Here is a 12,859-nt window from a genome sequence, read left to right on the forward strand (position 1 = left end):
CACTTTTCCGCCGCACAGGGGAAAGGTTTAAAAACCTCACTACCATTCTAAATTAGGCCCCTGAAGGGGCGTGACAGATGTGAAATGGTAGATAAGAAGGTGAAAGGCATGGAAATTACCGATGTGAAGATATACAGGATGGAAGATTCTGGAAATCTGAAGGCATACGCCAGCGTGACCTTTGACAACTCCTATGTTGTGCACGGGTTGCGCGTAATGGACGGGGAGAAGGGGCTGTGGGTGAGCATGCCCGCCACGCGAAATAAGCGGGGCGAGTTTAAGGATGTGTTCCACCCCATCTCCAGAGAAGCAAGGGACGTTCTTGTAAGCGCCGTGCTGGACGCTTACGAAGGCGGGAGGTAGGTTTTCAGCAGGATGAGCGCCACCCCGGCTGCGATTGCTAGGGAGTAGTATCTCATAACCTTCGCCGCCAGCGGGGGGGTGCCGCTGGCCTTTACCAGCACAATCTTGCTGAGCACACTCGCTATTGCAGAAAGTACAGCGCAGTTCGCGGCTATGCTCGCACTGAGCTCACCTTTTGCCGCAAGAGAGGCGAAGCTCGCCACCACGGCGCCGCTGGAAACGAAGCCGGCAAAGAAGGCGGTGGGGTACAGGCCAAGCCCGCCGTAGCTCTGGGCAAGCTTTGCAAGTGCAGTTATGGCTGTGAACAGCAGAGCAAACTTGAGCGCGGGTACAAGCGCAAAGGGCAGGGATACCTCCAGCCTCTTACCCTGCAGCGCCTCTCTCTCAAATTTAAATCGTACCGGGAGCACACTCACCAGGGCCATGCCCACCATTGGCAGAAGCATCTCCTTGCCCACCGCCTGGCTTAAAAGCGCCGCTATGAGCAGACTTCTGAACAGCGCCACACCGCTGGCGAGAAGTATACCCTGAAGCGCAGGCTTTTCCAGCAGCGTCTCCTCTTTAACCCGCGAGGCGAGGGCACCGACGGTGGCCTGGCTGTTAACCAGCGCACCCAGAGCGCCTGTCACAGGCAGGGCGAGCTCCGCCCCGAACCAGCGCAGCGCCAGAAAGCCGGCAAAGCCGATGGTTGAGACCACTATCACCACAAAAACCAGGGTGCGGGGGCTTATCAACCCGTAAGGGTCTATCGCCTCATCTGGGAGCAGGGGATAGAGCACAAAGGCTACAATGCCGAACTCCAGAGCGTTTGTCATCTCCCGGAAGCTCATCGCCTTTGAGAGCGCTCGGGAGTAGCGCTTGCCGGCGAGAATAACGGCGACGAGGATGCTCGCTGCCACGCCCTGCAGTGGGAACCCGGCACCTATCAGCACACCTATTGCAAAGGCGAGCACATACGCAACGAGGGTGGTAATGCCGATGTCCTCTACGAGAAAGTTCTTAACCACACCTATGAAGAGGGCGATTAGAAACATCCCGAGGGTAACCCATACTAAGAAAAGCTCAGAGCCCAGGGTCTGCGAGATATTTACACTCAGCGCTCCCATGAGTGATGTGAGCATGAAGGTGCGCGTGCCGGCGACAACCTTCTTTCCCATCTCCCTCTCTATGCCCAGAAGGCCGCCGGCGAGGGAGGCGATTATGAGCGACTCTATCAGCTGGGCGTCAAAAACCTGCATGGAGAGAATTTTGACACCGCGCTATTTAAAGCATGTCGCCACGAAGGTTTTGGTTGTAATACGCGAGACGTATAATGTTTTGGGGATATAGGGTTTTCGAAGTGTAAGCGGGTAAATTTGGGCGAAGTCCAATATGGACGTGGCTCTATGCCGCTGTCAGGTAACATTAAGTCATCTCTTCCCATTCATTTTTGAATTCTTCTGGTTTTCTTATCTCACCAGAGAAGAAATAGGCTTCTGCAGCTCTTCCTATTGTATATGTTCCAGCTGCAGCAATAGCTCCGCTTATGACCATCCCGGCACCAGGGACTAATTTTACAAGTTGCCGTGCAACTTCTCTTAAGCCCACTGCCGCTACAAATGTTGTACTACTTGCTTTGATGAATTCTTTAGCCGTATTAGTGCTAAAATCTCTGCATGAAAGGCCACCTATCATTGCAATCATTAACAACTGGAGTGGGGTTAAAACCGCAATATCAGAAATAGGAACAGGAGATGCGCCTATTCCTCCAGCAATTTTAGCAAATCTATTTGTAATATGTGACCTGCAAATCTTCCTTAGTTGTTCTTTACGTCGCTGAGCTTGATAGTAATTCAGTTGTGCGCTTTCTGGTAGAGACGTACCGATAAAATCAGATAGGGTTTCTATATTCCACAAATCATTTTTCAGTGATGAAACAGGAATAATCCCAATATACCTCTCATCATTGAGTCTGTACCCTTTTATTGGATAATTCAGATCTATAGGCTCAGCAGGAATTTTTAATACATCATCTATCATGTATTTCAAAAGATCATTGATTAATCCCCCTTTTTCTGCCGATTTTTCTGGTGGCCAATCTCGTGGATTCCCCAATGTGTCGATTTTATTTAAAATAATTACAGATGGTGGAATGGATCCTAATGTATCCTCGGCCTGCTCACATATTTCTTTAAACACTTTAAAATCATTTTGTAAATTCCTTGCTTCTGGGGCGGAAATAACATGCAAAAAAATATCTGGCTCATATTTCTTCAAATCTTTTTTAATTTCTTCAACTACATTATGTGGAGGACCTCCATCAGGCGATGTTGTTTCAAATAACCCACGAGAGTCAATGATATCCCATGTTGAGTAAGCTTCTTCAAAGAGTATAGTATGGCGCGTGGATTCAAATGTTGTAGGTACAACATGTCCAACCTCTACAACCTCCTTATTGGCGAGTGCATTTACAAGTGAGGATTTACCATGTCCACTCCTGCCGATAAAGTACATCACTGGGGGTCTGCTTTCTTCAACAAGCTCTTTTATTTCTTGAATTGCCGGATCTAAAACAGCCTGTTTTAACCAATTTTTATGTTCATCCTTCAGATCCAGAGATTTCACAACCTCTTCAAACAACCCGTCAATATTTCTTAACAGTTCTTCTGCCGTATTTTTGTCTATCGCCATGATGATTATCCCCCACTCATTTCATCAAACTTATTAACATTGCGAATACGCAAACTTAAACCTTTCGCCAGATATTAATGATATTAATATTAAAAATACCATAGATACCCTAAAGCTGAGCCACCTTTTACATTAGAAGAAGTACCTGCTCATAAGGCAGGCTCATTGAAGAAATAAAGCTCAGTAAGTACTCCCACAGGGCGGAAGGTCATATCTTATGATTGTGAAGAGATCAGGAAAGCACCCAGAGAATTCTGCTTGAGAACTCAAACAAAAGTAGGAGCAGATATAAGATACATTCAACAATTATTTGGATCTAAAAGTTTGAGAACAACCCAAATCTATACGCATGTAGCTAACAGGGACATTAAGAAACTTGTTTTAATTTTCCTTTGTCATTTTAATCCCCTTTTCTTTTTTAAGTAACTCTTTTTTTTGATTACTTCCAAGCTCCACCCGGAACTGCCCTCACCAGCCCCTTCTGACGTATTATCCACCTGACCTTCTTCTAGGTGAGCTTAACTATGCAAAAGTAGTAACACCAGGAAATGATTTCAGGATACTACAATCACACCAGTAATAAAGCTAAACAGAACCACCACTACCCTTAAAAATTCGCCCAGCATAATCCTAAGTATGGTATTCCTCTTCGAGTATGCCACCTGCACCCGCGAAGCTCTGCCCGAGAGCATCGCCGTAGAAGGCCTGGCCATGTTCCGGGCCCTTTACGAGGGCTTCGCCAAGGTTGAGAAGGTTGCCTCCTTCACCGGCAGAACCATGCCCTACTTTCCCGAGCTGGCCTGCGCAGAGAGCTGGGAGGAAAGCTTTGAGGCGATGCTCGAGAGGGAGGAGCATGCGCTTATCATAGCCCCGGAGAGCGACAACCTTCTGCTCAGCCTCACCAGGAAGCTGGAAAATGCCGGAGTCAAAAACCTGGGCTCTGCCTCGCGGGGCGTGGCCATCGCCGGCGATAAGTATGCATGCTACTGCGCTCTGCGCGGCGTTAATCAGCCGAGAGCAGAGCTTTTCCGCGGCACCACCACCCTCGACTTTCCCCTGGTGGCAAAGCCCCGCCTGGGTGCTGGCTGTGAGGGACTCCGCATAATCACCAGTGAGGAGGAGCTTGCATCCCTGCCACAGGGTTACCTCCTCCAGGAGTATGTTGAGGGCAGGCCAATGAGCGCCTCGCTCATAGTTGGCGATGAGATAAAGCTGTTGAGTGTGAACACCCAGGAGTTCAACGGCAATAGCTATATCGGGGCGGAGCTGCCTCTCAGCCTGGACACCGGGATGGAGGAGATAATCAAAGCGGTGGAGAGCATCCAGGGTTTAGCCGGCTATGTTGGCGTGGATTTTGTTCTTGGGGAAGAGCTCTGGGTAATAGAGGTAAACCCGCGCATAACAACGCCAGCGGCGGCGCTGGACGAAGCTCTCGGAATAAACCTTGGCGAACTCCTCCTTAAAAACTACTACCGCGAGGCGTTACCTGAGATAAAGCGAAGGCGGAGGGTGAAGCTTGAGAAGATTTACGGCTTTGCAAAAAATGCCTTCGCCTCCATAGGCGAGGTGAGCATGATGATAAGGGTGATAGGATGATTCTGACACTGGATATAGGCGGGGCGAACACAAAGCTTCTGCTCTTCAACGAGGCTCGCGAGGAAGTGGTGAAGAACGAGGTGCACTACTTCCCCTTCTGGAGGAGGAAGGGGGAGCTTCGCGGCTTCCTGCGCAGCATCGCTCCTCCTGCAGAGAGCGTGGCTGTAACTCTGACCGCAGAGCTGAGCGATGTCTTTGAGAGCAAGCAGGAGGGCGTTGACTACGTTACGAGCATGGTCAAGGAGCTCTTCCCGGAGGCGAGGTTTCTCAGCGTGGAGAAGAGGCTTGTGGAGGAGCCAGAAAGCTTTGCGGAGCTTGCGGGCGCCAACTACGTGGCGAGCGTCTACTACCTGGAACGCTTCTCTGGTGAGGGTGTGCTTCTGGACATAGGGAGCACCACCTGCGATGTTGTACCCTTCAGGCGGGGGGAGGTGCTCTACAGGAAGACCGACCTGGAGCGCCTTTTCGCTGGACAGCTTGTGTATACGGGCTACCTCCGAACGCCTCTCAGCACAATAGCGGAGAAGATACCCTTTCGGGGCTACCTAATAAGACCCGCGAGCGAATACTTTGCGATAACCGCCGACCTGTACCTGATTCTTGGGGAGCTGACTGAGTATTCCTGCGACACCCCAGACGGCGGCGAGAAGAACCGTGAGGCTGCGTTGCGCAGGGTTGCGCGCCTGCTGTGCGCAGATTTAAGCGAGGTGGGCGAGGCTGAGCTTCTTGAGCTCTGCCGCTACCTAGCGGAGAGGCAGGCAGGCAACATAGCTGAGGCGCTGCGCAGGGTCGGCGAGGGTTATGGGTTAAGCATTGCCTACCTCGCAGGCATTGGGAGAGCGCTGGGAAGGCGCGCCGCTATGGCTGCGAACCTGGCGTGGCGCGATCTCGCGGAGGTTACTCCTGCGTACGACAACCTGCCCTGCCTTGGCTTAGCCTACATGGTGCTTGACGATGCGCGTGGTTAAATTCGGGGGAAGTTTGCTCAGCCATGCCAGGGAGATACTTCCAGTGCTTGGCGAACACGAGGTGCTGATTGTGCCTGGGGGCGGAGTTTTTGCGGACGCTGTGAGGAAGGTGTACAGGGAACACAGCCTGAGCGAGAGTGCAGCCCACTTCATGGCAATCGCCGCCATGAATGCCTACGGGGAGTTCCTTTCAAACGTCTCGGGAATACCTGCGAGGCAGAGCTTAGACGGGAGACTGCCAGCGGTGCTGTTGCCTTACCGGCTCATGCGAGAGCGGGACCCTCTTCCCCACTCATGGCGGGTTACCAGCGACAGCATCGCCTGCTATATCGCAGCCCAGCTTGGGGAGAAGCGCCTGGTGATACTCACCGATGTGGATGGAATCTATGTTGAGGGCACGCTTGTGGATGAGATAAAAGCAGCTCAGCTTGATAAGCTGGGTGAGACCTGCGTCGATGCCTACCTGGCAAAGCTTCTGCAGAGGTACAATATCGCCTGCGTGGTTGCGAATGGCAGGAGCGCCGAGGTGATTAAAGCGCTGCTGCGCGGCGAGGCGGTGGGCACGAGGGTGGTGCCCTGACAACCCTTTAAATAAAGAGCAACACCAGAGAATTTGAAGGCAGGTTTAAGAGGCTGCTTGCGCGAAGCTGAATACAGAACTAAACCCTGTACCTCAAAATCGCAGCCAGGCCGCCTATGGCTTCGAGGCGTTCGCCAGCTTCGTGTTCTGTGCTCACTATGAGCACCTTCGCCTTTATCGCCTTTGCCTTCTCAATAAGTGAATCGCTCTCCGGATATTTTCTCAGGAAGGCATCGCTTATCAGCAGCGTTTCCACGGCGCCGTAGTCCATGGCCTTGCTCACCTCTGCGATGCCGTAGGCCGCTAATCCTTCCTTCGCCAGCTCCTCATAGAAGCGCTCCACCAGCGCCGTCTCCTCAGAGATGCGGCTCTCCTCAAGGATGCGCTCTATGGCGCGGCGCTTCAGCACCTCCTGCACTGCACTTCTTCCTCCGCATCCCGTACCCTCGAGGTAGCAGCGCTTCGCCAGCTTCGGGTAGCGCTCTTTAATTGCTTCCAGCAGCGACTCCTTCCAGAACCCCGGTCCTGCGAGCACCACCGCTTCGACGCGCTCCTTCTCCACAACCTCGCTTATCTTCTTTGCCACCTCTGCATAAAACTGCTTTGCACTCGCCTCGTGCTGCGCTGCGTAGCGCTTACCTGCTATGCCGCCGACAATTCTTGTAATGTAGTCGATGCCGTACCTGCGGATGAGCGCAAACTCTGCTTCCCCATCCTCCACAGCGACGATGAGCACCCGCGCCTCCTTTGCAGCCTTCTCGGCCTCGGCAAGACGCTCAAGGTGCCAGCGGCGCCACTCCTGCTTCTGCAGCATAACCTCGTCGCCGGGCTTGACCTCCAGCGTCTGATGGGTGCCGAAGGATATCAAATCCTCGGGTCCAGAGAAGACCTCACCGGTGATGCGAAGGCGCATCGCATAGGGCGCGAACTCCACCTGCTTAACCTTAATGCCCAGAAACATGCGCACCCGCTCGCCCTTGTCTGCGCGCACCCTCTCCTCATCTCTTACCCTGCGGTAGGCAACGCCGTATATTGCGTCGCCCTCCTCTATGATGCTCTTCAGATACCACAGGTCGTCGATGTTCTCGGGCCGAAGCTTGAACTTGCCCTCCTTCAGGTTGCGGTGGAGTATTTTCATCTTCTTAGAATAGGCGAGAGATTAGATAAAGGTAGCGCCTAAATGGCCTCTGAGAGCACACTTAATAATTCCTGAGTAGAAAGCACTTGAATCCTCGGCTGATTCTTCAATGCCTTATCGTTGGACCATATTGTACCTCCAAACTTAAGAGCAAGCGCAAAGTACTGCACATCATCCGGATCAGGAGACAGCTGTTCTGCTTTCTCATATAAGTCTCTAAAATCCTCAAAAGGTATAAATTCTATTTCCCTTTCCAGAAAATCCAACACCTTTTCTAATTCCTCAGGTAAAAGTTTTGTTTTGTTGATTATCTCGTCAATGTGTTTTTCTACTTCCACCATAAGGTATTCTGGAGCTATGAATTTGAATCTATTAATCCTTCTGTTCAAAATAAATATATCTAAGGTTTTCCCTCCCTTAATAAGAGCTGAGAATATGATGTTGGCATCGACAACCAGCAACATTCATCTCATCGCCGATTCTTTAAACCTTCTTGCAAGGGATTTATTAACTTTCCTGCCCAGCGCCAGTGCTTCCTCTTCGGTAAGTTCGCTTTTTGAAACTATTGCCTTTAACTCGCTTAATTCCTCTACTTCTCTCTTAAGCAACTCCCTCGCTACAGAAGGCCAGTCGATATTGAATCTTTCCATCTTCCTTTTTAGTTCTTCTGGTATGATTATTCTTAACTCAGCCATTACGTAATACTGAGTTTATAGCATATTTAAAAATTTCCAAAACTTCGTGGCGTTTTCTTACCTTTCGTTATTAAAAATTTTAATCTTGTTATGCAAAGCCTTCGGGATAGGATTGCCAATTACTTTTTATCCCGGTGGTGGCATGAGCGAGGGTGCTGAGACTGAGGCAAGAGTTGAGGAGCTGGAGAAGGAGCTGGCATCACTTAAAGATGAGCTCAGGCAAACACAGGCGCAGGCTGAGGACTACCTGAATCGCCTGCGCTACCTCCAGGCCGACTTTGACAACTATCGCAAGCGCATGCGGCGCGAGAGGGAGGAGATGGCAAAGCTCGCCGGAGAGCGGATTGTCACCCAGCTTTTAGAGGTGCTCGACAACTTTGAGCGCGCCCTGGAGAATGCGAAGCAGGCGAGAGGCAAAAAAGCCCTGCTCGAAGGCATGCAGCTCATCTACGCCCAGCTCAGGGGCATCCTCGAAAGGGAGGGGCTGAAGGAGATAGCATGCGAGGGCTGCCTTGACCCCTACTACCACGAGGCCATTGCCGTGGAGGAGCGCGGGGACTGCGAGGAGGGGGAAATTTTAGAGGTTCTTCAGAAGGGTTACACCCTGAACGGCAGGGTTATTCGCTACGCTAAGGTTAAGGTTGCAAAGCGAGGTGGTTGACATGGCAAAGGAGCGCATAATTGGTATAGACCTGGGAACGACCAACTCCTGCATGGCGATCATAGAAGGAGGAGAGCCCACGGTTATACCCAACGCCGAGGGCGGGCGCACCACGCCCAGCATGGTGGCCTTCACCTCAAAGGGTGAGCGCCTCGTTGGGAGCGCCGCAAAGAAGCAGGCAGTCGCAAATCCTGAGCACACAGTATTCTCAATAAAGCGCCTGATTGGCAAAACCTACGACGAGGCTATAGAGGATGTGAAGCGCCTGCCCTATAAGGTGGTGCGCGGACCCAGGAATGACTGCAGGGTCAAAATAGGGGACAGGGAGTACACAGCCCAGGAAATCTCTGCCATGATCCTCAAAAAACTCAAAGACGACGCAGAGAACTACCTGGGCGAGAAGATAACCAAGGCGGTAATCACAGTACCCGCCTACTTCAACGATTCCCAGAGGCAGGCAACCAAGGACGCTGGCAAAATCGCCGGCCTGGAGGTTCTGAGGATAATCAACGAGCCCACAGCCTCGACGCTTGCCTACGGCCTCAACAAGGACGAGGAGCAGACCATCCTGGTCTACGATTTAGGCGGAGGAACCTTTGATGTGAGTATCCTCGAAACCGGGGATGGCGTATTCGAAGTAAAGGCCACGAGTGGGGACACCTATCTGGGTGGAGACGACTGGGACCAGAGGATAATCGACTGGCTGATTGAGGAGTTCAAAGAGCAGGAGGGCATAGATTTAAGTAAAGACAGGATGGCAATGCAGCGCCTCAAGGAGGCGGCTGAGCGTGCCAAGATTGAGCTCTCAGGCCTAAAGGAGACAGAGATAAATCTGCCCTTCATAACGGCGGGCAGCGATGGTCAGCCAAGGCACCTGAGCATGACACTAACCAGGGCGAAATTCGAGGCCATGACCCGCGATTTGCTGGAGCGCACTGTTCAGCCCATGAAGCAGGCGCTGAGCGATGCGAAGCTCTCGCCGGAGGACATAGACAGGGTAATCCTGGTGGGCGGCGCTACGAGAATGCCCATGGTGCAGCAGCTTGTCAAGGACTTCTTCGGCAGAGAGGCCTATAAGAACATAAACCCTGATGAGTGCGTTGCCATCGGTGCTGCGGTGCAGGCAGGCGTTCTATCGGGCGAGGTTAAGGACCTCCTGCTCCTGGACGTAACCCCCCTCTCACTGGGAATTGAAACCCTCGGAGGGGTGTTCACAAAGCTTATTGAGCGCAACACCACCATACCCACGCGGAAGAGCAAGGTCTTCACCACAGCCGCAGACGGCCAGAGGAGCGTGGAGATACATGTGCTCCAGGGGGAGCGCTCCATGGCAGCGGATAACCACTCGCTGGGGAGGTTCATTCTGGACGGAATACCACCCGCACCCCGGGGCGTGCCTCAGATTGAGGTTACCTTCGACATAGATGCGAATGGCATACTCAACGTCTCGGCCAAGGACCTTGGAACAGGCAAGGAGCAGAGCATAAAAATCACAGCTACGACAAATCTGAGTGAGGAGGAGGTAGACCGCATACTCAAGGAGGCCAAGGAGCACGAGGAGGAGGACCGCAAACGAAAGGAGCTTGTGGATGCGAAGAATGAGGCAGACTCGCTCATCTACTCCTCTGAGAAGACAATTGAGGAGTTCAAGGACAAGGTGGACAAAGAGAAGGTCGAAGCCGTAAAGCGAGCCGTTGAGGAGCTGAAGGGTGCGCTCAAGGGAGACAACATCCAGGAGATCAAGGCAAAGACGGAGGCGCTCCGCAAGGCTGTGAGCGAGATAGGTGCTGCGATATACCAGCAGGCTGCAGCTCAGGCGCAGGCACAGCAGGAGCAGGAGTCGGAGGCCAAGCAGGACGAGAAGGTTATAAATGCGGAGTACGAGGACGCTGAGAAGAAGCGGGGCGAAGGGTAGACGATGGTAAAGAAGGACTACTATGAGATTCTCGGCGTTAGCAGAGACGCAAGCCAGGCAGAGATTAAAAAGGCCTACCGCAGGCTGGCGATGAAGTACCACCCGGACAGGAACAGAAGCGGGGAGGCCGAGGAGAGGTTCAAGGAGATAAGCGAGGCGTATGCGGTGCTCTCCGACCCTGAGAAGCGCAGGCTCTACGACACCTATGGACACGCGGGTATAGATGAGCGCTTCTCCCAGGAGGACATATTCCGCTCTGCGAGCTTTGAGGACATTTTCTCTGACTTGGGCTTCGGAAGCATAGACAGAATCTTCGATATGTTCTTTGGTGGGGGCGGTGCCAGGCGAACACCAAGGCGGGGCGCCGACCTGCGCTTTGATATGGAGATAACCCTGGAGGAGGCGGCGAAGGGTGCCGAGAAGGTTGTGAGCTACCGTCGCCTTGAGACCTGTGAGCGCTGCTCCGGGAGTGGTGCAGAGCCGGGAAGTGGGCGCAGCACATGCCCCTCCTGCGGCGGCAGGGGAAGTGTGGGCTTTACTCAGCGCACACCCTTCGGCACCTACTCGCAGTTCACCACCTGCTCGAGGTGCAGGGGTGAGGGGAGTATTCTGGAGAAACCCTGTTGTGAGTGCAGGGGCGCTGGCAGGGTGGAAAAGCTCAGAAAGCTCACTGTGAAGGTACCTCCCGGCGTTGATACCGGGGCAAGGCTCCGCCTGGCTGGTGAGGGCGAGGCTGGTGAGCAGAATGCACCGCCGGGGGACCTCTACATTGTGATTCATGTGCGAGAGCATGAGATTTTCAGGCGCGCTGGCAACGACCTTTACATTGAGGTGCCCATAACCTTCTCTCAGGCGGCGCTCGGGAGTGAGATTGATGTCCCGACGATAGATGGCGGCTCTGCGAAGGTGAAGATACCCCCGGGGACGCAGACGGGCGAGAGCTTCCGCCTTCGGGGGCTGGGGATGCCCACCCTCAACGGCTACGGCAGGGGCGACCTGGTTGTCAGTGTTATAGTAAGGACGCCCACCAAGCTGACAAAGGAGGAGCGGGAGCTCTTCGAGAGGCTGGCGGAGCTGGAGAGGGCGAGGGAGAAGGGCATATTCACGCGCATAGCCGAGGAGGTGCGCGGGGTATTTAGGTGATTTTACTTTACTATTGTTAACTTTATACCTGCTAAAGAGGTATAAAAGATGCATATAAAGAAGACTATAAGCATACCTGAAGAACTTGTTAAAGATGCAGAAAAGTACCTGATAGGCAAGCACTACTCAAACCTTTCAGAAGTAATCCGTGACGGCATTCGGAAGATACTCAGGGAGTATACAAGAAAGGCGACGATAGAGGAGGCTGCTCAGCTTTACAAAGAGGGGAGGATAACTGCAAGGGAGGCAGCCGACCTGCTCGGTCTAACCCTGAGAGAAACCCTAGAGGAATTTGGAAAGAGAGGAGTTTACCTCCGCTATGGTAGAGAAGAGCTTGAAGAGGACACCGCATGAGAGTGGTGAGTGATTCAACGCCACTTATCCATCTCGCTAAAGTGGGGAAGCTTGAAATTCTGTTTGCCCTTTATAAGGAGGTGATGATCACAGGGGAGGTTTACAGGGAGGTTGTTGAGGAAGGGCTTCTTCTTGGAAGGGAAGATGCGAGAGTAGTTAAGAGGTATATAGGCAAGAGTATCCGCATAGCCAGAGCTAAGTCGTCCTCTGATTATTTGGTTCAGAAGTACCTGATACACAAAGGAGAAGCTGATTCAATTCAGCTTGCAAAGGAAATCAACGCTAAGCTTCTTCTTATTAACGAGAGTCAGGGTAGAAGGGCTGCAAAAGCAGAAGGTTTAAAGGTTAAAGGGAGCATAGGGGTTTTGTTCGATGCTATCAAGACAGGGATAATCAGCATAGATGAAGCCTTGAACATTCTCAAAGAGTTCAGAGATGATCCCCAGAGCTTCTGGATAGAGCCAGGCATAATAGAGGCTGCGATAGAGAAAATCCAGAAAACATAGTACTCCAATCCACAACTCAAATATCTCACATGCTCAAAAACTCCTGCACAACTTTTAAAAGTTTCAGCACAATAGTTAAGGAAGGTGATGTAATGCCGAGGAAGGTGGAGTATGAGCTTTGCATGTCATGCGGAGGCTGTGTGGGCGTGTGCCCCTTTCTTGCCCTGACCCTGGAGCACGGGGTAAAGCTTATTGTTGATGAGGAGAAGTGCACAGACTGCGGGAGCTGCACCAAGTTCTGCCCCGTGGGTGCGATAAGGGAGGTGTAGC

General features: G+C 52.3%; 15 protein-coding genes. 10 read left to right on the plus strand and 5 right to left on the minus strand.

All coding sequences use genetic code 11. The features are described from left to right. Positions 1 to 84 precede the first annotated feature (84 nt). Entirely contained in the window at positions 85 to 363 is a 279-nt protein-coding gene (locus ACXJJW_RS05360; RefSeq protein WP_456474707.1) for a SpoVG family protein, read from the plus strand. Here the strand turns inward: ACXJJW_RS05360 and ACXJJW_RS05365 are convergent. Together ACXJJW_RS05365 and ACXJJW_RS05370 are read right to left on the minus strand one after the other, a co-directional pair. After that, entirely contained in the window at positions 345 to 1,601 is a 1,257-nt protein-coding gene (locus tag ACXJJW_RS05365; RefSeq protein ID WP_456474708.1) for an MgtC/SapB family protein, read from the minus strand. The genes ACXJJW_RS05360 and ACXJJW_RS05365 overlap by 19 nt on opposite strands. Positions 1,602 to 1,767: 166 nt before the next feature. Next, positions 1,768 to 3,033, minus strand: a complete 1,266-nt coding sequence (locus ACXJJW_RS05370) for a GTPase (protein ID WP_456474709.1) — start codon at positions 3,031 to 3,033, stop codon at positions 1,768 to 1,770. A 636-nt stretch (positions 3,034 to 3,669) separates the two neighbouring features. Between ACXJJW_RS05370 and ACXJJW_RS05375 the strand changes: the two genes are divergently transcribed. Genes ACXJJW_RS05375 through ACXJJW_RS05385 form a run of 3 tightly spaced genes read left to right on the plus strand, consistent with a single transcriptional unit; the run spans position 3,670 to position 6,177 of the window. After that, the gene (locus ACXJJW_RS05375) at positions 3,670 to 4,629 is read left to right on the plus strand and encodes an ATP-grasp domain-containing protein (RefSeq protein ID WP_456474710.1); all 960 of its coding nucleotides are present in this window, start codon (positions 3,670 to 3,672) and stop codon (positions 4,627 to 4,629) included. After that, the gene (locus tag ACXJJW_RS05380; RefSeq protein ID WP_456474711.1) at positions 4,626 to 5,597 is read left to right on the plus strand and encodes a hydantoinase/oxoprolinase family protein; all 972 of its coding nucleotides are present in this window, start codon (positions 4,626 to 4,628) and stop codon (positions 5,595 to 5,597) included. The genes ACXJJW_RS05375 and ACXJJW_RS05380 overlap by 4 nt, the downstream gene beginning before the upstream one ends. Continuing rightward, the gene (locus ACXJJW_RS05385) at positions 5,584 to 6,177 is read left to right on the plus strand and encodes an amino acid kinase family protein (protein ID WP_456474712.1); all 594 of its coding nucleotides are present in this window, start codon (positions 5,584 to 5,586) and stop codon (positions 6,175 to 6,177) included. Before ACXJJW_RS05380 ends, ACXJJW_RS05385 begins: the two co-directional genes overlap by 14 nt. 79 nt (positions 6,178 to 6,256) lie before the next feature. On the opposite strand, the gene ACXJJW_RS05390 is transcribed toward ACXJJW_RS05385, so the two are convergent. From ACXJJW_RS05390 to ACXJJW_RS05400, 3 genes are read right to left on the minus strand one after another with little or no spacing between them, the layout of a single operon-like run. After that, on the minus strand, positions 6,257 to 7,315 hold the full coding sequence (locus tag ACXJJW_RS05390; protein ID WP_456474713.1) for an mRNA surveillance protein pelota: 1,059 nt from the start codon (positions 7,313 to 7,315) through the stop codon (positions 6,257 to 6,259). Between the two features lie 38 nt (positions 7,316 to 7,353). Next, entirely contained in the window at positions 7,354 to 7,779 is a 426-nt protein-coding gene (locus tag ACXJJW_RS05395) for a PIN domain-containing protein (RefSeq protein ID WP_456474714.1), read from the minus strand. After that, entirely contained in the window at positions 7,780 to 8,010 is a 231-nt protein-coding gene (locus ACXJJW_RS05400; protein ID WP_456474715.1) for an AF_0619 family ribbon-helix-helix protein, read from the minus strand. 112 nt (positions 8,011 to 8,122) lie between these two features. Here ACXJJW_RS05400 and ACXJJW_RS05405 point away from each other — a divergent pair, with 112 nt between their 5' ends. The 6 genes from ACXJJW_RS05405 to ACXJJW_RS05430 all read left to right on the plus strand — a co-directional run bounded on the left by ACXJJW_RS05405 (position 8,123) and on the right by ACXJJW_RS05430 (position 12,858). Then, positions 8,123 to 8,671 carry a nucleotide exchange factor GrpE gene (locus tag ACXJJW_RS05405; protein ID WP_456474716.1) on the plus strand — a complete coding sequence of 183 codons (549 nt, stop codon included), beginning with the start codon at positions 8,123 to 8,125 and terminating at the stop codon, positions 8,669 to 8,671. A 1-nt stretch (position 8,672) separates the two neighbouring features. Then, positions 8,673 to 10,586, plus strand: coding sequence for a molecular chaperone DnaK (dnaK, locus tag ACXJJW_RS05410; RefSeq protein WP_456474717.1), 1,914 nt, complete (start codon positions 8,673 to 8,675; stop codon positions 10,584 to 10,586). Positions 10,587 to 10,589: 3 nt separating this feature from the next. Next, positions 10,590 to 11,729: a molecular chaperone DnaJ gene (dnaJ, locus tag ACXJJW_RS05415; protein ID WP_456474718.1), complete on the plus strand. Its 1,140-nt coding sequence runs from the start codon at positions 10,590 to 10,592 to the stop codon at positions 11,727 to 11,729. Between the two features lie 48 nt (positions 11,730 to 11,777). Beyond that, positions 11,778 to 12,083: a UPF0175 family protein gene (locus ACXJJW_RS05420; RefSeq protein WP_456474719.1), complete on the plus strand. Its 306-nt coding sequence runs from the start codon at positions 11,778 to 11,780 to the stop codon at positions 12,081 to 12,083. Continuing rightward, positions 12,080 to 12,589, plus strand: a complete 510-nt coding sequence (locus ACXJJW_RS05425) for a PIN domain-containing protein (RefSeq protein WP_456474720.1) — start codon at positions 12,080 to 12,082, stop codon at positions 12,587 to 12,589. Before ACXJJW_RS05420 ends, ACXJJW_RS05425 begins: the two co-directional genes overlap by 4 nt. A gap of 92 nt (positions 12,590 to 12,681) precedes the next feature. Continuing rightward, the gene (locus ACXJJW_RS05430; protein WP_456474721.1) at positions 12,682 to 12,858 is read left to right on the plus strand and encodes an ATP-binding protein; all 177 of its coding nucleotides are present in this window, start codon (positions 12,682 to 12,684) and stop codon (positions 12,856 to 12,858) included. Position 12,859 lies beyond the last annotated feature (1 nt).

This window comes from Candidatus Pyrohabitans sp., from assembly GCF_054014795.1.

What these genes read in the sequence shown, in the direction of transcription:
- ACXJJW_RS05390 (WP_456474713.1), bottom strand. Translation starts at nt 7,315, where the DNA reads ATGAAAATACTCCACCGCAACCTGAAGGAGGGCAAGTTCAAGCTTCGG.
- ACXJJW_RS05360 (WP_456474707.1), top strand. Translation starts at nt 85, where the DNA reads ATGGTAGATAAGAAGGTGAAAGGCATGGAAATTACCGATGTGAAGATA.
- ACXJJW_RS05375 (WP_456474710.1), top strand. Translation starts at nt 3,670, where the DNA reads ATGGTATTCCTCTTCGAGTATGCCACCTGCACCCGCGAAGCTCTGCCC.
- dnaJ (WP_456474718.1), top strand. Translation starts at nt 10,590, where the DNA reads ATGGTAAAGAAGGACTACTATGAGATTCTCGGCGTTAGCAGAGACGCA.
- ACXJJW_RS05370 (WP_456474709.1), bottom strand. Translation starts at nt 3,033, where the DNA reads ATGGCGATAGACAAAAATACGGCAGAAGAACTGTTAAGAAATATTGAC.
- ACXJJW_RS05400 (WP_456474715.1), bottom strand. Translation starts at nt 8,010, where the DNA reads ATGGCTGAGTTAAGAATAATCATACCAGAAGAACTAAAAAGGAAGATG.
- ACXJJW_RS05430 (WP_456474721.1), top strand. Translation starts at nt 12,682, where the DNA reads ATGCCGAGGAAGGTGGAGTATGAGCTTTGCATGTCATGCGGAGGCTGT.
- ACXJJW_RS05380 (WP_456474711.1), top strand. Translation starts at nt 4,626, where the DNA reads ATGATTCTGACACTGGATATAGGCGGGGCGAACACAAAGCTTCTGCTC.
- ACXJJW_RS05365 (WP_456474708.1), bottom strand. Translation starts at nt 1,601, where the DNA reads ATGCAGGTTTTTGACGCCCAGCTGATAGAGTCGCTCATAATCGCCTCC.
- ACXJJW_RS05395 (WP_456474714.1), bottom strand. Translation starts at nt 7,779, where the DNA reads ATGTTGCTGGTTGTCGATGCCAACATCATATTCTCAGCTCTTATTAAG.
- dnaK (WP_456474717.1), top strand. Translation starts at nt 8,673, where the DNA reads ATGGCAAAGGAGCGCATAATTGGTATAGACCTGGGAACGACCAACTCC.
- ACXJJW_RS05420 (WP_456474719.1), top strand. Translation starts at nt 11,778, where the DNA reads ATGCATATAAAGAAGACTATAAGCATACCTGAAGAACTTGTTAAAGAT.
- ACXJJW_RS05385 (WP_456474712.1), top strand. Translation starts at nt 5,584, where the DNA reads ATGCGCGTGGTTAAATTCGGGGGAAGTTTGCTCAGCCATGCCAGGGAG.
- ACXJJW_RS05425 (WP_456474720.1), top strand. Translation starts at nt 12,080, where the DNA reads ATGAGAGTGGTGAGTGATTCAACGCCACTTATCCATCTCGCTAAAGTG.